This is a genomic window from Streptomyces sp. NBC_01210, from assembly GCF_036010325.1.
In the GTDB taxonomy this organism is placed as follows: domain Bacteria; phylum Actinomycetota; class Actinomycetes; order Streptomycetales; family Streptomycetaceae; genus Streptomyces.
Map to the genome: position 1 here is coordinate 2,639,155 of NZ_CP108549.1, position 19,583 is coordinate 2,658,737.

20 protein-coding genes are annotated in these 19,583 nt (G+C 69.4%); 12 read left to right on the forward strand and 8 right to left on the reverse strand.

Features of this window, described 5'->3' with window-relative positions; all coding sequences use genetic code 11:
* Positions 1-27: 27 nt before the first annotated feature.
* The 5 genes from OG735_RS12020 (at position 28) to OG735_RS12040 (ending at position 4,302) form a co-directional block, all read left to right on the forward strand.
* Positions 28-1,032 (forward strand): LysR family transcriptional regulator, encoded by a 1,005-nt coding sequence (locus tag OG735_RS12020; protein WP_327328287.1) that lies wholly within the window; start codon positions 28-30, stop codon positions 1,030-1,032.
* A 465-nt stretch (positions 1,033-1,497) separates the two neighbouring features.
* Positions 1,498-2,076 (forward strand): hypothetical protein, encoded by a 579-nt coding sequence (locus tag OG735_RS12025; RefSeq protein ID WP_327323146.1) that lies wholly within the window; start codon positions 1,498-1,500, stop codon positions 2,074-2,076.
* A gap of 393 nt (positions 2,077-2,469) precedes the next feature.
* Positions 2,470-2,931, forward strand: coding sequence for a GNAT family N-acetyltransferase (locus tag OG735_RS12030; RefSeq protein WP_327323147.1), 462 nt, complete (start codon positions 2,470-2,472; stop codon positions 2,929-2,931).
* Between the two features lie 160 nt (positions 2,932-3,091).
* Positions 3,092-3,328, forward strand: coding sequence for a chaplin (locus OG735_RS12035; RefSeq protein WP_327323148.1), 237 nt, complete (start codon positions 3,092-3,094; stop codon positions 3,326-3,328).
* A 389-nt stretch (positions 3,329-3,717) separates the two neighbouring features.
* Positions 3,718-4,302, forward strand: a complete 585-nt coding sequence (locus tag OG735_RS12040) for a hypothetical protein (protein ID WP_327323149.1) — start codon at positions 3,718-3,720, stop codon at positions 4,300-4,302.
* A 108-nt stretch (positions 4,303-4,410) separates the two neighbouring features.
* Here the strand turns inward: OG735_RS12040 and OG735_RS12045 are convergent, their stop codons facing one another.
* The 4 genes from OG735_RS12045 to OG735_RS12060 form a co-directional block, all read right to left on the reverse strand.
* The gene (locus OG735_RS12045) at positions 4,411-6,210 is read right to left on the reverse strand and encodes a choline/carnitine O-acyltransferase (RefSeq protein ID WP_327323150.1); all 1,800 of its coding nucleotides are present in this window, start codon (positions 6,208-6,210) and stop codon (positions 4,411-4,413) included.
* Positions 6,211-6,236: 26 nt separating this feature from the next.
* On the reverse strand, positions 6,237-7,082 hold the full coding sequence (locus OG735_RS12050) for a class I SAM-dependent methyltransferase (protein WP_327323151.1): 846 nt from the start codon (positions 7,080-7,082) through the stop codon (positions 6,237-6,239).
* 69 nt (positions 7,083-7,151) lie between these two features.
* Complete coding sequence (locus OG735_RS12055) at positions 7,152-8,021, reverse strand: HalD/BesD family halogenase (RefSeq protein WP_327323152.1); 870 nt, start codon at positions 8,019-8,021, stop codon at positions 7,152-7,154.
* 243 nt (positions 8,022-8,264) lie between these two features.
* Positions 8,265-8,621, reverse strand: coding sequence for a winged helix-turn-helix transcriptional regulator (locus OG735_RS12060; protein WP_327323153.1), 357 nt, complete (start codon positions 8,619-8,621; stop codon positions 8,265-8,267).
* Positions 8,622-8,775: 154 nt separating this feature from the next.
* On the opposite strand from OG735_RS12060, the gene OG735_RS12065 reads away from it, so the two are divergent.
* Positions 8,776-9,369: a GNAT family N-acetyltransferase gene (locus OG735_RS12065; RefSeq protein ID WP_327323154.1), complete on the forward strand. Its 594-nt coding sequence runs from the start codon at positions 8,776-8,778 to the stop codon at positions 9,367-9,369.
* A 100-nt stretch (positions 9,370-9,469) separates the two neighbouring features.
* Complete coding sequence (locus tag OG735_RS12070; RefSeq protein ID WP_327323155.1) at positions 9,470-10,312, forward strand: MOSC domain-containing protein; 843 nt, start codon at positions 9,470-9,472, stop codon at positions 10,310-10,312.
* 22 nt (positions 10,313-10,334) lie between these two features.
* Here the strand turns inward: OG735_RS12070 and OG735_RS12075 are convergent, their stop codons facing one another.
* Together OG735_RS12075 and OG735_RS12080 are read right to left on the reverse strand one after the other, a co-directional pair.
* The gene (locus OG735_RS12075; protein WP_327323156.1) at positions 10,335-11,669 is read right to left on the reverse strand and encodes a glycoside hydrolase domain-containing protein; all 1,335 of its coding nucleotides are present in this window, start codon (positions 11,667-11,669) and stop codon (positions 10,335-10,337) included.
* A gap of 311 nt (positions 11,670-11,980) precedes the next feature.
* Positions 11,981-12,250: a hypothetical protein gene (locus OG735_RS12080; RefSeq protein ID WP_327323157.1), complete on the reverse strand. Its 270-nt coding sequence runs from the start codon at positions 12,248-12,250 to the stop codon at positions 11,981-11,983.
* Positions 12,251-12,373: 123 nt separating this feature from the next.
* Here OG735_RS12080 and OG735_RS12085 point away from each other — a divergent pair, with 123 nt between their 5' ends.
* Positions 12,374-12,736: an arsenate reductase family protein gene (locus OG735_RS12085; RefSeq protein WP_327323158.1), complete on the forward strand. Its 363-nt coding sequence runs from the start codon at positions 12,374-12,376 to the stop codon at positions 12,734-12,736.
* Between the two features lie 79 nt (positions 12,737-12,815).
* Here the strand turns inward: OG735_RS12085 and OG735_RS12090 are convergent, their stop codons facing one another.
* Positions 12,816-13,292, reverse strand: a complete 477-nt coding sequence (locus OG735_RS12090; protein WP_327323159.1) for a carboxymuconolactone decarboxylase family protein — start codon at positions 13,290-13,292, stop codon at positions 12,816-12,818.
* 47 nt (positions 13,293-13,339) lie between these two features.
* Between OG735_RS12090 and pdxR the strand changes: the two genes are divergently transcribed.
* Together pdxR and OG735_RS12100 are read left to right on the forward strand one after the other, a co-directional pair.
* A complete protein-coding gene (gene pdxR, locus OG735_RS12095) occupies positions 13,340-14,782 on the forward strand; it encodes a MocR-like pyridoxine biosynthesis transcription factor PdxR (protein WP_327323160.1) in 1,443 nt (480 codons plus the stop codon).
* 95 nt (positions 14,783-14,877) lie between these two features.
* Positions 14,878-15,600 carry a hypothetical protein gene (locus OG735_RS12100; RefSeq protein WP_327323161.1) on the forward strand — a complete coding sequence of 241 codons (723 nt, stop codon included), beginning with the start codon at positions 14,878-14,880 and terminating at the stop codon, positions 15,598-15,600.
* A gap of 138 nt (positions 15,601-15,738) precedes the next feature.
* Here OG735_RS12100 and OG735_RS12105 read toward each other — a convergent pair whose 3' ends face one another.
* Complete coding sequence (locus tag OG735_RS12105; protein ID WP_327323162.1) at positions 15,739-16,653, reverse strand: Gfo/Idh/MocA family protein; 915 nt, start codon at positions 16,651-16,653, stop codon at positions 15,739-15,741.
* Between the two features lie 181 nt (positions 16,654-16,834).
* On the opposite strand from OG735_RS12105, the gene OG735_RS12110 reads away from it, so the two are divergent.
* Positions 16,835-18,340, forward strand: a complete 1,506-nt coding sequence (locus OG735_RS12110) for a hypothetical protein (RefSeq protein WP_327323163.1) — start codon at positions 16,835-16,837, stop codon at positions 18,338-18,340.
* Positions 18,337-19,518 (forward strand): ARPP-2 domain-containing protein, encoded by a 1,182-nt coding sequence (locus tag OG735_RS12115; RefSeq protein WP_327323164.1) that lies wholly within the window; start codon positions 18,337-18,339, stop codon positions 19,516-19,518. The genes OG735_RS12110 and OG735_RS12115 overlap by 4 nt, the downstream gene beginning before the upstream one ends.
* Positions 19,519-19,583: the final 65 nt, after the last annotated feature.

The following is a 19,583-nucleotide window of genomic DNA, read 5'->3' on the forward strand; positions in this document are numbered from 1 at the left end:
TCAGTTGGGCGCGTTTATGCTGGATCAATGGAGACCGAGGCGGTGCGATCGTTCGTCCGCGCGGCCGAACTCGGACAGCTGCGACACGCGGCCGACGAGCTCGGCGTAACGCAACAGGCCGTGTCGAAGCGGATCGCAACCCTTGAGCGCGAACTCGACGTCCGGTTGTTCACCCGCACCGCCCGAGGGGTCGAGCTGACACTCGACGGCCAAGCTTTCCTCCCGCACGCCCGGAACATCATCACGGGTGTCGATCGCGCCATCACCGCGATCAGACCGGGCTCGCGGGCCCTTCGGATCGACGTGCTCGGCCTGAGATCCGCGCAGGCCGTCGTCCTGCACGACTATTGGCGGTCGCATCCCGAAACCGACCTCGACGTGGTGACCCTCAGGGTCAACGACCCGCGTGTGGCGGTCACCGCCGTCCAAGCAGGCGATATCGACGCCTCGTTCCGCTCGGTCACCGACCCGGCCACACTGCCGCGCGACGTGCAGATGATCCACGCGTTCGACTCCCCGCTGGAACTCCTCGTCGGCCCGAGGCACCCGCTCGCCTCCGCACGAACACTGACACCATCCCAGCTGCGCCGGCACCGGATCTGGGTGCCGGGTATCGCGCCGCGAAGCGAATGGGCAGAGTTCTACGATCAGCTCGCCACCGACTTCGACCTCCGGATCGACGCCGCGGGCCCGAACTTCGGCAACGAGGTACTCCTCGACATCCTCGCGGACTCCGCAGACGTGGCAACCCTCGTAGGCTCGCGCGACCGGTACATCTGGCCGACGAACCACGACCTACGGCGCATCCCGATCGTGAATCCGACGCTCGCATACCCGCTCTCGCTCATCTTCCCCCGAGCGAATCCACACCCAGGACTCCGGGCAATCATCAACCACTTCGGAAGCCTGGCACCGCTCCCCGAGACAGCCTGGCTCCCATCCTGGGCAACGACACCACGCCGCAGCGACGGGAGCATCGAACACACCCGACGCCAACGGTCGCTTCCAGCAGCACACTGCCGACACGACTAGCCGAACGCACCCGTAGCCAAGGTGACTCGACCGGCCGCTGCCAACAACGTCATGGCCGGCAACACCCAGCGGTTGAGGCGCTGCGCCAACGTGCGCTCATGGATCACCGGGAACGACGCCACAGCCCGAGGCCTCGCCAGGCGTGGCGCGCTCCACGTCGCGGATCAGGCGGCCCGGGCCGGGACCCAGGCCTGCACCGCCTCGACCTCACCAACGTCTGAGGGTGGGGGCGATCGGTCGGTGCGGCAAGCCGTCGTGCCGGCCCGCTGAACCCCATGTTCGACTGCCGGGGCTGGTGGGCTACTCACCTGGATCTGAGTAGCCACCCCCACGCGCCGCGTGTCCCCAGCCCTCTAACCTCCGCACTATGAGTTCCGTTCAGCCTGCCACCTGCACCTTCCGTCCCGCTTCGATGTGGCGCGTCTCTCGCGTGGCGGCCACTACGGCCGGCGTGGGGGCCGACGGATGCTGAAGAAGCACCCCGTTCGTTCGATTCTGTGGCTCATCGGCATCCTGCTCGTCGTGGCCGTGACCGTGGCCGTGACCGTGACCTGCTACCGCGTGTGGAACGGGGAGCCATATCCGGCGAGCGACCCTGACCAGGTCGCCACTCGGCTGAAGCAGGAAGCCCAGCGGGTGTACGACGAGGTGGCCCTGCCCGGGCCGCCCGACGTGAGCTCCCGCGTGGAAACGGGCACCTGCTACTACCGCGGGCTGCGGTCCATCGCCCACATGGACGAAGGCCGCAGCGACGTGCGCAGCTTCGGACTCGAATGGCGTGTGACGGACGTCCCAAGGAACATCGCCCGCAGCGGTCAGGAGCGCGTACGCCGACGGCTGGAGCAGGAGGGCTGGAAGCTCACCAGCGAGAACGTCTCCGACCTGGGCTTCAGGTTCGAGCGCCCAGACACCGACGACATGGTCGATGTGGACTGGTATCAGCCCACCGGGACGCTCACCGTCAGCGTTTACGCCCCGTGCGGGAAGCTCCCGGACGGCTTCGACGAGTACGAATGGCCGGAGTCCGAGTGGAGCCCCAAGTGACGGCCCCGCAGGGGCGCACCGGCACCTGCTCGCTGCTCCTGGGCGTCGGCGCCGTGGCCATGTTCGGATGCCCTTGGCTGCCGTCCGCCGTCTCGTCGTGGATCCGGATCTTCCCCGTTTACCTGATCGTGCCTGTCGGGATCTGTGCGGTCGTCTCTGGCGTGGGGGCTCTGCGCGACATGCGGGGGGGAGGAGGGGGCTGACCGCCACCGCGCGCGGGCCGGAATTGTTCTCGATAACTGAGCGGAGAAACCTGAGTGATCCGAAGCCCGGACCCACGGCGGCGGGGCCGGGATGTCCGGGGCGGTGAAGGGTCTCTGGCAGTGATCGTGGATGGGCCGCGTTCTCGAATCCGGATGCGCCAGGATCACTCATCTGCGATAGTCGCGCGCTGTGAACAGTGCTGAGCTTGTCTTTCGGCGTGCGGATGACTCCGATGCGGCCGACATAGCCGATGTGTGGCTGCGTTCCTTCACCGCTGCGCTGCCGACCGTGCGCCGCGCGCACAGCGACGATGAGGTGCGGGACTGGTTCTCCTACGTGGTCGTGCCTCAGTACGAGACCTGGGTAGTCGTCGCCGAGGGCGCCGTGGTCGGGCTCCTGGTACTCGATGGCGGAGAACTGGAACAGCTTTACCTCGATCCGTCGTGGCGCGGCCGGGGTGTGGGCGACCGGTTCGTCGAGTTGGCCAAGCGGCAGCGGCCCGATGGACTGGGGTTGTGGACGTTCCAGGTCAATGGACCAGCGCAACGGTTCTACGAGCGGCACGGCTTCATCGCAGTTGAGCGCACTGACGGACTGCGCAATGAGGAACATGAGCCGGACATTCGCTACGCCTGGCAGCCCCAGGAGTAGGCCAATGGCAACGGCAACGGCTCATGCGCAACCCGAGCTGAACTGTGGGCCCCCGGCCCTGCTCGTTCACCGACTCGCCCACCAAGGAGTGAACGACTCGGTCACACAAGGCAAGTGCTATCGGATGAGTTGGCACGACCTCAACCGATAGGAGATCAGCATGAAAATCCGATCAATGGTTGCCGCTGCCGGCCTGGTTGCCTGCGCGCTCCTGGGCGGCGCCGGTGCCGCCGTCGCCGACAGCGGGGCCAACGGCGTCGCCACAGGCTCCCCGGGCATCGTCTCGGGCAACGTGATCCAGGTTCCGATCCAGGTCCCGATCAACCTCTGCGGCAACAGCATCGACATCATCGGGCTGCTGAACGCGGCATCCGGCAACACCTGCGTCAACGGCTGACAAACCGCCCCGAGTGTGGTGCCGCGCAATGCTCCTCGCGGCACCACACCATCGCGTCCGAACCGAAATGCTCCGAGGCGTACCAGAGTTACCCGAGCAATCTCGGTCGCCGAGGCTCGTGTACTTCGACGGCCCAGGTACGCGACCGGGCTCAAGTACACGCAGTTCGCGGGCTTCTGCCTACGCGGAGCGCCTCGGAATGGCGCCGATTGGCCGTGCGCCATCAAGTGCGCATCAGTGGATGGAAAATCGGCTCATCATGAATATGTCGATTGCTCCGAGTTGTCGAAAATCGGCGCGTTCCGATCGTGCGTGACGATCGATCGGCCGCGTACGGGCCAAGCTCACCCTTGGGTTAGGACAAAACGATTGAAACAAGGAGCAAGTGCATGATTCCTGACAACAGGACAGGGTCCGTGCTGGGGCCGCTGCCACGTCGAGACAAGTGGCTGGCCGGCAGCACGATCGCCTCGCTTGCGCTGGTCCTGGCAGCCGGGGTGATCAGTCCCGTCGTGGCCGCGGCTCAGAGCACGGGCGAGCGCGTGAGCGCGTCGAGCGGTCCGAGCGGCGTACTCGATGCGTGCACGGATGTGTCGCAACTCGGCGGCAAGGACAACTGCAAGAGGGGAGCGACGGGCCCGACGGGTCCGACGGGCGCGCAGGGTGTTCCTGGTACGCCGGGCGGGCCCACAGGTCCGACGGGCCCCACAGGTCCCGCTGGTACCGGCAGCACCAATGCATACTTCGGACCACTCGTCAGCGTGCCTGCGGGTGGTTCCGCCCAGAGCACAGCCCAATGTCCGGCCGGCCATGAGGCGGTCTCCGGCGGTTGGTACACCCCCAACGCTGGGGTTGTGCCGGGTATCTCCTGGCGGACCACGACCGGCACCCCCGACGACAGCTGGCAAGTCGTCGGCGACAACCCAACCCGCAGCGCCAAATCGATTCAGGCCATCGCGTATTGCTCGTCCTGATGGCGTAGCGCAACGCAGCATGCGGACCTCAGCCGTGTGCGGGGGCCGACTCTGTTGACAAGTCGGCCCCCGGGCTTGGTCAGCCCGCCTTGGCCCGTCCCGGGCCGTTCAGTCCTCCGACCCCTCGGACGACACCAGCTCCCGCAGTTCGGCCACCGCCTCCCGGAGCCGGTCGGCGAACGTCCGCATCTGGTCGGCCACCGCCAGCGGCGTGCTCAGGTAGAGGTTGAAGCGCTCGGGCAGCAGCACATACGCCACACCGATACACCTGCTGCTGGTCGAGCCGAAGCCGAAGTACTGGATGTTCTCGGACGGCGCGGAGCTGGTGCTCAGGTAGTCGTCCCGCATCGTCAGCCAGCCCGGCGTCCGGTACAGCGCGGGCTGCTCGGTCACCCCGAGTTCGGCCCCGCGTCGCCGCTGGATCAGCTCCAGCTCCCACAGGTGCTGCTCGGGCACCTGCCCCGCCTGGCACTCCTTCGCGCGCGCCACATGGCCCTGGGCGGCGGCCCGGAACGCGGCGCGCCGGGTGTCCGCGTCCGTCGCCGGGTCGTCCATCGCCGCCACGAACTCCCCCATCTCGGGGGTGACGACGCGCATCGCCTCGGTCCGCCCGTGCCGGTACTGCCGGGTGGCGATCGACTCGTACGTGGCACCCAGGTGCCCCTTCGCGCGCTGGTGGGCGAGCTGGTAGGCGACCTGGACGAACGCGTCCGGCGACACCCCCAGTGCCTTGATCGCGCTGCTGCCGAAGTCCGCGAACGACACGGTGCTGGTCGCGGTGTTCTGCCCGTACGCCGCGAACGCGTCGGCGGCGGAGCGCACCTGGGCCCGCAGGGCGTCGTCCAGCTCGAACACGATCGGCTCCAGCGCCGGCAGCCCCTGGGAACGGGCCCCGGACTGCTGTGAGTGCTCCTCGGCCGGGGCGCTGAGCAAGGCGTCGGTGAAGCTGAGGATGGTGGTCCCGTCCAGCTCGCAGTGCTCGACGTTGATGCCCGCCCGGCCGTCGGCGAAGACGATGAAGGACACGGCCTTGTCGAACCAGCGGTTGCCGCGGTCGCCGTACAGCAGCTGGTCACAGGTGTCCTGGGTGTCCGCGGGTGCGAAGTCCTCCAGAGCCACACAGAACAGCGCGGTCTCGACATCGTCCAGCGCGTCGGCGTTGCGGGGGTGGCGGGCGAGGAGGGACTCGCGGGCGGCCGCCCACTCCGCGCGGGCCATGGTGGTCAGATGGCCCACCGAGGTGTCCGCGCCGGCCGGCTCGGCGCCGGACTTCATCACGGCGCACAGCCCCGCCTCGAGGTCGTCCAGGCTGTGCGGGACACCGTCCGAGCCGAGCACGTCCAGCCGGAACATGTTGCCCCGGAAGAACACCACGATGTGCCGGGCGTCGGACGGGCCGGGCCACTGGTCGGTGTAGGGGGCGCGGACGGTGTCCTGCTGCGCGCCGGGGATCCGGGTGGTGGAGAACAGGAACTTGTTCTGCACCATCGACTGGGGCGCTCCGCGCTGCACCACCGGCGGAATGAGCTCCTGATCGAGCTGCCGCTTGTAGTTGAGAGCCCCGGCGATGAGCCCGGCCGCCCGCTCCACCTGCGCCTGGCCGGAGTCCTGGAACAGGAAGAAGAAGTTGGCGTTGAGCGCGATCCGGTCCCGGCGGCCCAGATAGCGGTAGGGCCAGAAGGTGTCGAGCCAGCTGTGCACGCCCTCCGTGGCGTTGTACTCCTCCAGCGCCGCCTGCAGCACCCGGCCGGGGCCGTCCGGCCGGAGGAAGGCGGCCACCTCAGCCTCGGTCGCCGCCCGCTCGTCGGCGCTCAGCAGCGGCGCGGACCATGCGAGAAACCTCTCACAGCTCGCCTCCAGAGTGGGCAGGGGCACGCGCGGCAGGCTGTCCTCCTGGGCGAAGGTCACGTTGCCTGCTACGTCCTGACTGATCTTCAATTCCGCTCTCGATTCGGATCGTTGGGACCTGGGATGTCGTGGGGCCGGGAAAGGAAGAGCTGTGCGTACATCCAGCCTTCCGCTTCCAGGCCCCGCGCATCCACTCCGGCGGCCGACATGCGCTCGAGTACGAGCGCCTGTTCCTGCGAAGAGGCGAACCGCCGCTGTTTGAATACCTCTTCGACACGAATGGTCCGGTAGCCCAGCCCCGCCAGTGCGCGCTCGACGGGGTCGAACGGGAACATCCGCAGCACGAAGTGCGCCATCCAGGGCCGGTGGGTGCCCTGTGCCTCGATGACTCGTCCGAGCGTCCGCTCGGTGACATAGCCGAGGCAGCCCGTCGAGATCACCAGGTCCGTCCCGGCGAACTGGGCGCGCTGGCGCGGTGTGGGCTCGTGGTCCTCCAGGTCGGCGTGCACCGCGTCGTCGAGGAACCCGGCCTCGAGCGCGTAGGACAGCGCGCTGCCGGAGGTGTCGAGGCCGACAAAGCGGATGGGCTGGGCGGGTCGGCGCGAGCGGGACAGCTCCCGGTCGCGGGCCAGCAGGGCTTCGCGGCTCTCCCCCTCGCGACCCTTGTCGTCGTAGCGCGCGTACAGCTCGTCCATCGTCGCGTCGTACTTCAGCAGGGCGGCGTTGATTCCGTACGAGCAGCCGATGTCCAGCACTTTCGGCACCGTGACGTGCTGGGACTCCCGGTACTCCTTGATGAGCTTCGCGAAGTAGGGCTTGGCCTGTTGCGGAACGCAGTAGCCGAGCGGGCGCAGTAGGCGGAAATAGCTGCGGGGATCTGGCTGGGTGTAGATGTGGTCGAGCGAGACTTTTCCGGTCGCGTCGAAACGCACAGGGCTTACTCCTCGGTCGATCTCAGAGTGGGGAAACGGCCTGCGACGACTGCACTCCTTCGCGGTCTGCTAATCCAGCAGTCGGTCGCCCCGGACGGCCCGGCCCTCGGCCGCCAGGTGCTCGGGCAGTACCCGGCCGAAGAGCTGCCGGGTCCGTGCGACGCTGCCGATGACTCCGGGGCGCTCGCTGTACGCGAATATCGCGGAGTGGCGCGCGACCTCGCCCCGCACGGGGCTCACCCGGTGCAGCGAGTAGCGGCCCTTGAACAGCTGCAGGTCACCGGGTTGCAGGGAGAGGCGCCTGGTCAGCCGCTCACCCCGGCCGTCCAGTACGTCCCGGACGTCGTCGAAGCTCTCGTCGTGCGCGGACCTGATGTTCGGGCAGTACTCGAAGACACCGCCGTCCTGTGCCTGCCGGGTGAGCATGCTCACGGTGAACTCGTTGGTGTCGAAGTGCCAGGGGTGCTCCATACCCGGCGCGACGACGTTGAGAACCAGCCCGGAGAGCGGGTCGGCCAACTCGTGCAGCTGCGGCAGTCCGAAGCAGCGGGCGACGAAGCGCTGGAACACGGTGTGCGAGTAGAGCAGGCTGATGAGGGAGTCTGTGGGGACGCGGTCCCGGGCGACGAACGCGTTGCCCCGCTGGAAGGTCCTCCGGCCGGGGTGGTCCTCCGGCAGAGCCGAGTCCACCGCGATGTTGTAGACGTTGGCCGTTTCGACGTCGAAGTATGCCCGGGGGGCGATGGCCGAGCACTCCTGTTGCAGGACATCTCGGAGCGACGGGCGGATGAAGTCCGGCAGTACGGTGCAGCCGAGTGTCGACAGTTCGCGCCGGGCACGGGCAACCACGGCCTGCCCCTCGGCGCTCTCGAGTTCCGGCAGGGGATACCGAGCCGTGTCGACCACCTGGTCGAGCGTCATGGCTTCCAGAGTGCTCATTCGATCCTCTCCACGTACGGGCAGACCGTCTCGAGCCGGATGCCGCCGCCGGCCCGCGGTTCCGCCTCCGGCGCCCTCGCGGGGCGACCGATGCGGTCCGTCGTGCCGTCCGGTCCTCATCCTCGGCTCAGCAACTCCACTGAGGAGTAACACAGTTGAAACTCCCATAGCACCGCCCGGGTTGTCTGTGACACGTCACACTGCGCCGATGCGGCACACTCCTTCCGTGAGGAAGCTCGGCACCTAGGCCTGTGGCTGGTGAGTGTCCACCGAGCCCGCGAGTATGTTCTCCCGTCCCCAGGCGCCGAGCGGCGCCAGCGCGTCGTTGAGTGAGACCCCGAGCGAGGTCAGCGAGTACTCGACGCGAGGCGGTACCTCGGCATGGGCCTCGCGACGCACAATGCCGTCCGCCTCCAACTCCCGCAGATGAGAGGCGAGAACCTTCTCGGTCACGCCCGGCACCAGCCTGCGCAGCTCGCCGAAGCGGCAGGTCTGTTCGTTGAGCGCCCAGAGGATCAGTACCTTCCACTTCCCGCCGACCACATCCATCGCCGCGTCGATCCCGCAGACATACGCCCCTGGTCTCCGTACGGTCCCCATGCCCCACCCCTCCCGCCCGCTTACCCCGGGGTAACTCCCACTTGGAACTGCATACTTGATCGTTTCGGGGCCCGCGGCAAGCCTAATCGGTAGTGCATCGCACTAGTGCAAAACAGGATTGCGGCTAGTGCAGAAAGTGGTTACGGTTCGAGCCATGCCTGCCCAGACACCTTTGCCTGTGACACTGACCGGCCGCCATGTGCGCCTCGAACCGTTGACGATGGAGCATCTCGGCGACCTCTTCGCCGCGGGCGGCGGAGACGACGAGGTCTGGCGCTGGCAGGGCGGCCCGACGCCGCATACGCAGGACGAACTCGGCTCCAAGCTCGGTGAACTGCTTGAAGCCGCGGAGCACGGCACGTACATACCGTTCGCCGTCATCCATCGCGGGACCGGCCGGGCGGTCGGCTGGACCACGTTCATGGACGTCGACGCGGAGAACGAGCGTCTGGAGATCGGCTGGACCTGGTACGGGCGCGCGTCCTGGCGCACGGCCGTCAACACCGAGGCGAAGCTGCTGTTGCTGACGCACGCCTTCGAGGAGCTGGGCATGGGGCGCGTCCAGTTGAAGACGGACCATATGAACCAGCGGTCGCAGGCCGCCATCGCGCGTCTGGGTGCCCGGCGCGAGGGTGTGCTGCGCCGCCACCGCCGACGCCCGGACGGTACATGGCGGGACACCGTCTACTTCTCCCTCCTCACGGAGGAGTGGCCGGCCGCGAAGGCGCGCCTCAGCGCCCGGATCTGACCTGCCGAGTCGCGAGGCGGCGATCCGCCGGAGGCGGTGACCGTCTCGGGGCCTTGACCGGGGATCGCCACGCCGCCGCGCGCACGTACGATCGACCGGCATGGGGATCACTGTGCAGAAATTGACGTACTACCCGGTGAAGGGCTGCGCCGGTACGGAAGTCGACTCCGCCCGGGTCGGCGAGACGGGGCTCGAGCACGACCGTACCTTCATGGTCGTCGACGCCTCGGACGGTGCATTCCGCAGTCAGCGCACACTGCCCGCCATGGCCGCGATCCGGCCCGAGATCGTCGACGGAGGTGCGTCACTGCGGCTGTCCGCCGACGGGGTCGAGAGCGTGCTGCTGGCGGTCGACCCGGACGGCGAGCGGCGGCCGGTGAGCATGTTCGGGCGGGCCATCGGGCAGGGCGCGGATCAGGGGGATGCCGCCGCGGAGTGGTTCTCCGAGGTGCTGGGGGCGAAGTCCCGGCTGGCGCGGGTGCCTTCGGACTTCGACCGGGACGGCTGGGGCGAGACGCCGGGCAAGGTCGGGTTCGCGGACGCGCATGCCGTGCTGGTGGCGTCTCAGGCGTCGTTGGACGGACTGAACGCGCGGATCGCGGAGCGTGGCGCGGCTCCGGTGCCGATGGACCGCTTCCGGCCGAACATCGTCCTCGACGGCTGCGCGGAGCCGCACGCCGAGGACGAGATGCGACGGCTGGAGATCGGGACCGTCCGGCTCGCCTACGCGGCCCGGGCGATGCGGTGCGGTGTCCCGCTGGTCGACCAGCTCACAGGGCTCCGCGCAGGCCCCGAGCCGATCCGTACGCTCGCGACGTACCGACGGGAGCCGGAGTACCAGAACAAGGTCAGCTTCGGTATGAAGGCGGCGGTCCTCGGGCACGGGACGTTGAGCGTCGGCGATGCGGCAGTGCCGACGTGGGCGCCCGGGGCGGCTGCCTGAACGATCGCCCCGGGCGCGTATGTCAGCAGCGCGGAGCCGGCTTGCTGTAGGTCGTGTTGCTGGGTGTGGCCACGTAGTAGTCCGAGACATAGCGGTCGTTGTCGAGCCGGTCCCAGATCTTGGTGGTGCCGACCGCCGAGCCGGACCGCTGGCAGACCATCCACGCCAAAGACCCGTTGGGGGACGTGCCACGGACAGCGGACGAGGTGCCGGCGCCCGTGTGCTCGGCGAGGCCGCCGCCCGCGGTGGTCTGGTACGGGTAGGTGCAGCGCGGCAGCGGGGCGCTGTATCCGGTGTTGGACGGGGTGCTGACGTAGTAGTCGGTGACGTAGGTGCCGTCCGAGAGCTTGTCCCATACGGCGGTGGTGCCGACGGTGGAACCGGGCGCCTGGCACACCACCTTGAGGGCGGATCCGGGCGCGTGCGACGCGGCGGCGGGGTAGCCGGTCGAGGGGCCGGTGCGGGCGTTGAGCGTGGTGGAGCTCGTCGCCGTGTACGTGTACGCCACGGTGGCGACCGGCGCGTCGAGCCGGTCGGTGTCGATGTTGATGGTGACGCCGCCGTAGGTCTCGTCGTGATCGCCCTTGAACTGCTTGGCCCGCTGGTGCACCGCCCACGTGGAATCGGCGATGCCGGTCCAGGTCTTCAGCGAGTCGACCCCGTCGAAGCGGGCGATCCACAGCGCGTCGGGACGGGCGTAGGAGGTGGACGTGAAGACGTCGGAGAGCTGCTTCGCACCGAAGTTGAGGTTCATGTAGACGCCCGAGACATAGCCGACCCGGTGCAGTTCCTTCGTCCAGGCGGAGACGAACGCCAGCACTCCGGTCCGGCATGTGGCGTCGGTCTGCGTGTACTGCTCGATGTCGTTGTAGACGGCGCTGCCGGGCTGCATACCGAGCGCCTTCGCCTTGGCGACGGCGTCGGCGGCCGCCGCGGTGCCCTGGCCCCTGGCGGTCGCGGCGGCCCGGCTGATCTTGGCGTCGGTGGGCCTGCCGCCGCAAGGCGGTTGCAGGCCCTTGTAGATGGGCAGCAGACGCCACTTCAGCGCCGATACGGACGTCACCCATGACGCGGTCAGTTCCGGCTGGGCGCAGGTACGGCTTATGCCCCCGATGTACACACCGACAGCGCGGTACGGGGATGCGCTCCACGCCTGGATTGCCGACAGCGGCGGTGCCGTACAGGTGTCGAAGGCCAGTCCGGAGTACCGGGTCGCGCTCGCTCCCGCGGGATAGGCGACCGGTGTCGCCGGTTCGGCGGCGACGGGCGGAGCGAAGGCGAGCGCGGCGCCGGCGCCCAGCACGCCGGCCGCCGCGAGGGCGAGGAATCTTCGAAGGGTGCGGTGCGGATGGGACATGACTCCCCCAGGGCAGCTCGAACCGAGTGGGACCAGAATGCCCCAATGTGCGCCAACTGCACCCTATGCCGTTTGAGTTGTTACGAGGAGCTTGTGGCCGGGCGAGTCACCGTTGCCGGCAGGCGGCGCGAGTGCCCCGAGAGCCTCGCCGAGGCATCCGGTCTGCGCAGCTTCCCCAAGACGTGCGCGTCCCGCCGCTGTCACCTCGGGTGACAGCGGCGGGACGCGGTTGTTCGGCTTGTTCAGCTGTTCACGCCGTCCAGCTGTTCACGCCGTCCAGCTGTTCGCGCTGTTCAGCTTGTTGAGTCTGTTCAGCGGCCGTAGCGGATCAGTGCCCGCACCATCCGGCACGTCGTGTCGGACGGGGGGTGGACCCCGATGCGCTCCGCCGTCGCATGTATCTTGCGGTTGTCTGCGGTCGCCGGGTGATAGACGCCCGAGTCCAGCAGGGCGATCGCCAGGCGCATGGCCTTCAGTCGGCGGTTGTGGGACACGTACCACTCGCGCGGCTGTCCGGCCGGCAGTGGCTTCTTCTTCAGCGGCTTGTACACGGGCTTCGTCGTGAGTGTGGCAACGGCCATCGGCAACCTCCTGGCGCGGTGGCGGGACCATCCCGAACTACTGTTCATTCTACTGCCCACCACTGACAATCGCCGCTGGCCAGACGGTGTTTGAGGGGTGGTCGAGCCAGTACGGTGGGGGGCATGGAGATCTGGATCAATCCGGCCTGTTCCAAGTGCCGCAGCGCCATCGGCCTTCTCGACGAGGAAGGCGCCACGTACACCGTCCGGCGCTATCTGGAGGACGTGCCGAGTGCGGAGGAGATCCGGGCCGTCCTCGCGCGGCTCGGGCTCGAGCCGTGGGACATCACACGGACCCAGGAGGCCGCGGCGAAGGAGCTGGGGCTCAAGGACTGGGCGCGCGACGACGGTTCGCGGGAGCGGTGGATCGCGGCGCTCGCGCAGCACCCCAAGCTGATCCAGCGGCCGATCATCACGGCTGAGGACGGGACGGCCGTCGTGGCGCGTACGGACGAGGCGGTACGGGACGCACTCGGCCGGTCCTAGGACGACGCCGGGGCCGACGCCGGGGCCGACTCACCGCTGAAGGCTCCGGCGCGGGCGGCGCGGTAGGCGGCTTCGGCCGTCACCGCTCGTCCGTGCCCGCCACCTTGCCCGTGGCCAGCGCGATCCGGTTCCAGGTGTTGATGGTGAAGATCAGGGCGAGCAGGTGAGCCAGCTCCTGCTCCTCGAAGTGGGCAGCCGCGTGGGCGTACACCGCGTCCGGCACTCCGCCGTCCGCGACCAGGGTGACCGCCTCGGTCAGGGCGAGCGCCGCCTGTTCCTTCTCGGTGAAGAAGTGCTTCGCCTCCCGCCAGACGGCAGTCATGTGCAGACGCTCCTCGCTCTCGCCCGCCTTGCGCGCGTCGGCGGTGTGCATGTGCAGGCAGTACGCGCAGTGGTTGAGCTGCGAGGAGCGGACCTGGACCAGTTCGACCAGCGTCGGGTCCAGGCCCTCGCGGGCCGCGGCGTCCAGGCCGATCACGGCGCGGAAGGCTTTCGGGGCCAGCTTCGCGAAGTTGATGCGGGCGGTGGCCGGGGTGTTGATCTCTGTCGTCGTCATGTGTACGAATCTAGGGGCTCAGGCGACCGGCAATGGGGTGCATTTCAGTGGCAGATTCATGGGTCAATTTGGCGGAGATCCTGGGTGCGGATCTGCATCTGGAGCTGACGGGTCCGGGCAGTCGGCGCGCCGTTCTGATGCGGGCCCTGCGCGAGGGAGTCAGGAGCGGGCGACTGGCCCCGGGTACGAAGCTGCCGCCCTACCGCTCCCTCGCCGCCGACCTCGGGATCGCCCGTAACACCGTCGCCGACGCGTACTCCGAGCTGGTCGCCGAGGGATGGCTCACCGCGCGCCAGGGGTCCGGGACCCGGGTCGCGCAGGGGGCCTGCCCGCCGCCGGGCAGGGGAGGGGTCGCGCCGGTCGCTCCCGTACGCAGACGGAGCACTGCGGCCAGAACCGTCCGGCCGACGTACGACCTCGTGCAGGGGCAGCCCGACCCCTCCGCCTTTCCACGCGGAGCGTGGCTGGCCTCCGCGCGGCGGGCGCTGACCACCGCGCCGCACGATGCGTTCGGGCCCGGCGATCCACGTGGGCGGGCCGAGCTGCGGGAGGCGCTGGCCGGATATCTGGCGCGGGTGCGCGGGGTGCGGACCGATCCACGGCGGATCGTCGTCTGCTCCGGGGCCGCGCACGCACTGCGGCTGATGGCGGCGGTCGCGGGCGGACGGTGGGCTGTGGAGTCGTACGGGCTGCCCTTCCACCGCGGACTGCTGGCCGACGGCGGCATACGCACCACACCTCTGCCGGTCGATGAACACGGCGCCCGGATAAGCGAGTTGGGCGCGGTGGACGCCGTGCTGCTGACTCCCGCGCACCAGTTCCCGACCGGCGGTCCGCTGCATCCGGAGCGGCGCGCCGCCGTCGTGGACTGGTCGCGATCGACGGGCGGGCTGGTCCTGGAGGACGACTACGACGGCGAGTTCCGCTACGACCGCCAGCCGGTGGGGGCGGTGCAGGGCCTCGACCCCGACCGGGTGGTGTTGATGGGGTCGGTGAGCAAGAGCCTCTCCCCCGCCCTCCGCATCGGCTGGATGGTGTTGCCCGAGCATCTGGTGGACGACGTGGTGGCGGCGAAGGGTGAGCGCGAGCAGTGGTCGAGCGCCACGGAGCAGCTCACGCTCGCGGACTTCATCACCTCGGGGGCGTACGACCGGCATGTGCGGAAGATGCGGCAGCGCCACCGGCGCCGGCGCGACCAGCTGGTGTCGGTCCTGGGGGAGCGGGCGCCGCAGGTGCGGGTGACCGGGATCGCGGCGGGGCTGCACGCCGTGCTCGAACTTCCGACGGGGTCCGAGCGGGCCGTGGTGAAGGCGGCGGCCTGGCAGGGGCTCGCCGTCGAGGGGCTCGCCGACTACCGGCACGCCGATTTCCCCGCGGACGGGCGGGACGGACTGGTCATCGGTTACGCGACACCGCCGGAGCACATCTACGCCGGGGCGCTGGACGCGCTGTGCCGGGCACTGCCGCCCGTTGAGCAGCAACAACCTTAAGGAAAGTTAAGGAAGTTGTAGGTGAGAGTGCTGAGAAGAACGGAATGGCTACTCGTACGTAACGGCACACGGAACCCACCCGACAGGAGTCCCACGTGTCACGCAAGAAGACCCTCAGCGGGAAGAAGAAGATCGCTCTGCTTGTCGGCGCCGCCGCCCTCGCAGGCGGTACGGCGGTGGTGATGACTGGCACCAGTCAGGCGTCGGTGGCCTGCGACGGACTGGTCACCGCCCTCCAGAACAACGAGAAGTTCATCGCCGACCAGCGGGCCAATCCGGATGCGCAGTCCGAGGCACGGATCGCCAACCGACAGGCCGTCATCGAGCAGATCAAGCGGCAGCAGGAAGCTTCCGGGTGCGAGGTCGGCGGCGGTGCCGGTGGTGGTGGCGAGGCCGCGCCCCCGGCCGAGTCGCAGCCCGCCGCACCGCCCGCCGAGTCGCAGCCCCCCGCCGGTGCGGGCGATGGCCAGGGCGCCGGGGACCAGGCTGGTGGCGGCCAGGGTGCCGGGGACCAGGCTGGTGGCGGCCAGGATGCCGGCAACCAGGCAGGCGGTGGCCAGGGCAACGTCGGCGAGGTCGTGTGCGCCGGCTCGACCGTGACCCTCTCCGGCGAGGGCGGCGCCCCCGCCGCCTCCAGCAACCAGTTCCCGGTCGGCACCACCCTCAAGGTGACCAACCTCGACAACAACAAGTCGACGACTGTCAAGGTCGCCTCCGCCTCCGGCAGCTGCGCCCTGCTGAACAACGCGGCCTTCGAGCAGGTCCGTGAGCCCGGCAAGTTCCTCATCCGCAAGGCGCGGATCGAGCGCGTCGGCTGACGCTGACGGATTCCAGGACGGTGCCGTTCGCCTCCTCACGGCACCGTCCTGGCCACCGCGCTCACCGGTTGAGCACCAGCTCACAGCTCTGACCACGCAGCACCACAGGCCACAGCCCACATCTCACAGCTCACCGCTCTAACCACGCAGCAGAAGCTCCGCCTCCGCCTGCGCCAGGATCTCGGTGAGCCGCAGCCCGAACCGTACGTCGCAGTCGTGCGCCCGCCCTGTCCGCGCCGACTCCAGCAGCGCGTCGACGGCCGCCTCGAACGAGCGGATCGCGTCGCCCCAGACCGGCAGCACCGCCGCCCCCCGATCGCCGACAAGTTCGATGCTCACGCCCGAAGCCTTCACCGGCGCGCTCAGGCTCAGCGTCGCCGTGCTCGACGCCCCGGACTCGTGCCGAAGCACCAGATGCGCGGTGTCGACCGGGCCACGAGCCGCCGTCACCTCCGTCACATCGCCGAGCACCGGCAGCAGTACGGACAGCACATGCGGGCCCACATCCCACAGCCCACCCTTCTCGCGCCGCCACGGAGAAGTCGCGTACGGGCTGTCCCCGCCGGGCGCGTACAGCGAACCGAGCCACCGCGCATGGGCCGTGAACCAGCCGTCCACCCTCGCCTGTTCGGCGATCCAGGGCGCGGTTTCGGCGGCAAAGCGCAAGGTACAGAACACCACCGACGCGACCCCGGCCCTCGCCGCCGCCTCCGCCGTCTCGCGCGCTCCGGCCACCGTCGCCGCGACCGGCTTGTCCAGCAGCAGGTGGCAGCCGGCCGCGGCCGCCCGCGCCGCGAGCGGCGCCTGGACGTCCGGCGGCAACGCGAAGGCCACCGCGTCGCAGGCGGCGAAGAGCGCGTCGATTCCGTCGTCGCCGGAGTACGCCCTCGTGTCATGGGCGGCGGCGAGCGCGGCGGCCGCTTCGGCCCGCCTCCCCCACACGCCGGCGAGCTCGACATCCGGATGGGCGGCGAGCGCGGGGGCCTGGGTGCGCTCCGCCCAGGGCCCGGTCCCGAGGAGTCCGATACGCAGCTGCTTCGCGGGCTTCGTCATGCCGCCCAGTCTGCCCCGTGGAGAAAAATGCCGGGGAACGCGAAGCGAACGGTGTTACGTTTTCGGAGCCGGCCGCGGGACTCCGGTGCGACTTCCGGGACTTGCTTCTAACGCAGTGATTTCGCTGTTCGCGCCCTCATTCCCCGGTCGGCTTCCGTCTTTGTACGTACGGGGAGAGACGATGGCGGAGACCGCCGGGACCGACGCTGAACCGACCATCGAGACACACGCCGATCTGGTCGCTGCCGAGGATGTACTCCTGTTCGTGAACGCCGCCGTGACGTCGACCGGACAGCGTGAATTCCGCTCCGAGGCGTACGCGCAACAGCTGTCGCTCTCCTTCCTCCATGAGTACGTACGGGTCAACTACCGGTCCGTGTACGCCGCCGCGCTCGCACTCGACATCAACGACCACAACGCCGCCCGGATCATGGAGCAGCTGCTGCGCACGGCGGGCGAGGCGGGCGAGGCGAGCGACGCACAGAAGCGGACGGAGGGCCGGCTGATAGCGGCGCGGCTGGCCGTGCTGCCGCCGCAGCGTGTCTACCGGCTGTTCCGCACGCTGCGCGCCGCCAAGGTCAACAACCGCCGTACCCGTGCGATCCTGCGCGACTGGCTGGCGGCGCGGCCCGATCTCGGCCTTGACGCGGTGAAGTACCGCAGCGGTCTGAAGACCGCCGTTCGCCATGCCCATCTTCCTTTCGGAGAAGGCGAGTTCGGGGGCGGCGAGTTCGGCGACTTCCTGTTCCGCCCCGGCCGGCGCGTCCGCTACGAGCACGCCTTCCTGGACGCGTACCGCCGCGCCCACTTCGAGCAGGTCGCGGTCTACGATCTGCCGTTCACCGTCGCCGAGGGCTTCGCGGCGAAGCACGGCATCCCGCGCGGGGTGTTCCTGGAGCGGATCGCGCCGCGTATGACCCGGCTGGAACGGCTGCGTACGCAGCGGGCCGGGACGAAGACCGATCTCAGCGTCATGCCGCTCACCCGCCTCGCGCTGTACGTACTCTCGCTCGAGATGGCGGAGCGGGTGCGGCGGCGTGCGGAGCTGACCGGTGCGCTGCGGGCCGCGGCGCTGCGTGCGGCGGGGCCGTACGCCGGGACGTGGGGGCGGGTGTCGGCCGTGCTGGACGACAGCTATTCCGCCTCCGGTTCGGGCGTCAAGCGCCGCCGTCCGCTCGCGGTCGCGCTCGGCTGCCATTTCCTGCTGGAGGCGCTGGCCGGTTCGTACCGCGCGCACTGGACCTCGGGAGCGGCCGATCCGCTGCTCGTACGCCCCTGGGGGCCGACCCCGCTCGGCACCCGGATCCTCGATGCCCTGGAGGACTCGCCGGACCGGCTGGTGATCGTTTCGGACGGCTGGGACAACGCGCCGCCGGGGCTGGCGGGCGAGGTGCTGCGGGTCTGGCGCACCCGCCTCGACCGGGACCGGGAGACGAGTGTGGTGCATGTGAACCCTGTATACGACGCGGACGGTTTTGATGTGCGCCGGCTGGCGCCGAGCGTGCCGACGGCAGGGATCCGCGACGCCGAGGATCTGGCGGCGCTGGTGGAGATCGCGCAGTTCGCGGAGGGGCGGACGGGACTGGCCGAGCTCCAGGCGTATCTGGACCGCCGGACGGACCGTTTCCTGGACCGACGCCACCAGGACCGACACCACCAGGACCGACACCTGGAGGGGGCGCGATGAACAAGCTCGACATGACCGGGCTGACCACCATGCCCGCGCAGGTGTGGGGCGGCATCCGGCTGGTGCCGCTGGTGCGCGAGGAGCCGGTGGACGGGCTGCGGCTGCACCACAAGATCTACGGCGGCTACGGCGACGTCCAGGTCGGCCCTCGTACGCACTACCTCTCCTACATCCCGCACGGCTTCGTCGCGGACTGGTCGGGCGAGGGCGGCCGGTCCGCGGCGTACGGAACACAGTTGGGCGACGCGCGGCCCGCCTGCGTCCCCGTGCGCCGTCACCACAGGATGGCCAAGCGCCGCTCCGCCAAGGGCAGCACCGAGGACCGGCTGCGTTTCCTCCCCCTCCATCTCGCGCTGGAGGGATATCTGGCACTTCACTTCGGCGGCCCGTCCGTCGTCTGGGACGAGTGGTCCCAGCAGGCGGTACGCCAGGGCCTGTCTCCGCGCGCCGAGGACGCCTACGCCGGATGGCAGGTGCGCGGCCTCGGCGATGCGCTGCGGATCTTCGAGATCCACCCGGACCAGTGCGGTGTGCTGGTGTACGCCGCGGACTCGCTCGCCGCTGCCTTCGTCGTACCGCACCCCGCCGACTACCGCGCCCTGCACCCGTCCCTGCTCGAGGATCTGTACGGGGAGCTGGTACATCAGTACGCGTACTTCGGCGGCCCGGTTCCCGACTTCGAGGCGCGCATCCGCGACAGCCCGCATCTGCGGACGATCGCCGATCTCCGGGCGGCGGCCCGCGCGCAGGAGCGCACCTGGGCCGAGGACCACGACACTCTGTTCGCGGGCCGGCTGCTCGACCCGTCGTACCACTTCGAGCGCGTCTACCGGATGGGCTCGTTCAGTCTGTGGCGCTTTCTGCCGCCATTCCGGCGCGGGGAGCCGGAGCAGCACATCGGCGAGGTGATCACCGACCACAAGGGCCGCGTCGCCTATCTCAAGACCTTCCGGCTCTCCGAGGCACAGGTCCGGCGCGGCCATCTGCTGAACCGGCTGCACGACCACGACTGGCACCTGGGCCGGACCGCCGAGGCGCTGGGCACCAGCTACCTCGATCTTGTACGCCGGATCCGTGCCGCGGGCTTCGAGTCCCTGCTCAACGAGCACGGCGTCGCGCTTGCGACCTCGGCCGAACCCGCTCACGGACGGACAGCTCCGCCCGCCTGTTCGGCGTAACGTGGGGTTCACAAACGGGCAACGGACGGGAAATCCCGTATTGCGAAGCTGCGCCCCATACCGCT

Bases quoted from the DNA above. Each gene is read 5' to 3' on its own strand.
- OG735_RS12020 (WP_327328287.1), top strand. From the start codon at position 28: ATGGAGACCGAGGCGGTGCGATCGTTCGTCCGCGCGGCCGAACTCGGA.
- OG735_RS12025 (WP_327323146.1), top strand. From the start codon at position 1,498: ATGCTGAAGAAGCACCCCGTTCGTTCGATTCTGTGGCTCATCGGCATC.
- OG735_RS12035 (WP_327323148.1), top strand. From the start codon at position 3,092: ATGAAAATCCGATCAATGGTTGCCGCTGCCGGCCTGGTTGCCTGCGCG.
- OG735_RS12040 (WP_327323149.1), top strand. From the start codon at position 3,718: ATGATTCCTGACAACAGGACAGGGTCCGTGCTGGGGCCGCTGCCACGT.
- OG735_RS12055 (WP_327323152.1), bottom strand. From the start codon at position 8,021: ATGAGCACTCTGGAAGCCATGACGCTCGACCAGGTGGTCGACACGGCT.
- OG735_RS12060 (WP_327323153.1), bottom strand. From the start codon at position 8,621: ATGGGGACCGTACGGAGACCAGGGGCGTATGTCTGCGGGATCGACGCG.
- OG735_RS12065 (WP_327323154.1), top strand. From the start codon at position 8,776: ATGCCTGCCCAGACACCTTTGCCTGTGACACTGACCGGCCGCCATGTG.
- OG735_RS12070 (WP_327323155.1), top strand. From the start codon at position 9,470: ATGGGGATCACTGTGCAGAAATTGACGTACTACCCGGTGAAGGGCTGC.
- OG735_RS12075 (WP_327323156.1), bottom strand. From the start codon at position 11,669: ATGTCCCATCCGCACCGCACCCTTCGAAGATTCCTCGCCCTCGCGGCG.
- OG735_RS12080 (WP_327323157.1), bottom strand. From the start codon at position 12,250: ATGGCCGTTGCCACACTCACGACGAAGCCCGTGTACAAGCCGCTGAAG.
- OG735_RS12085 (WP_327323158.1), top strand. From the start codon at position 12,374: ATGGAGATCTGGATCAATCCGGCCTGTTCCAAGTGCCGCAGCGCCATC.
- OG735_RS12090 (WP_327323159.1), bottom strand. From the start codon at position 13,292: ATGACGACGACAGAGATCAACACCCCGGCCACCGCCCGCATCAACTTC.
- OG735_RS12105 (WP_327323162.1), bottom strand. From the start codon at position 16,653: ATGACGAAGCCCGCGAAGCAGCTGCGTATCGGACTCCTCGGGACCGGG.
- OG735_RS12110 (WP_327323163.1), top strand. From the start codon at position 16,835: ATGGCGGAGACCGCCGGGACCGACGCTGAACCGACCATCGAGACACAC.
- OG735_RS12115 (WP_327323164.1), top strand. From the start codon at position 18,337: ATGAACAAGCTCGACATGACCGGGCTGACCACCATGCCCGCGCAGGTG.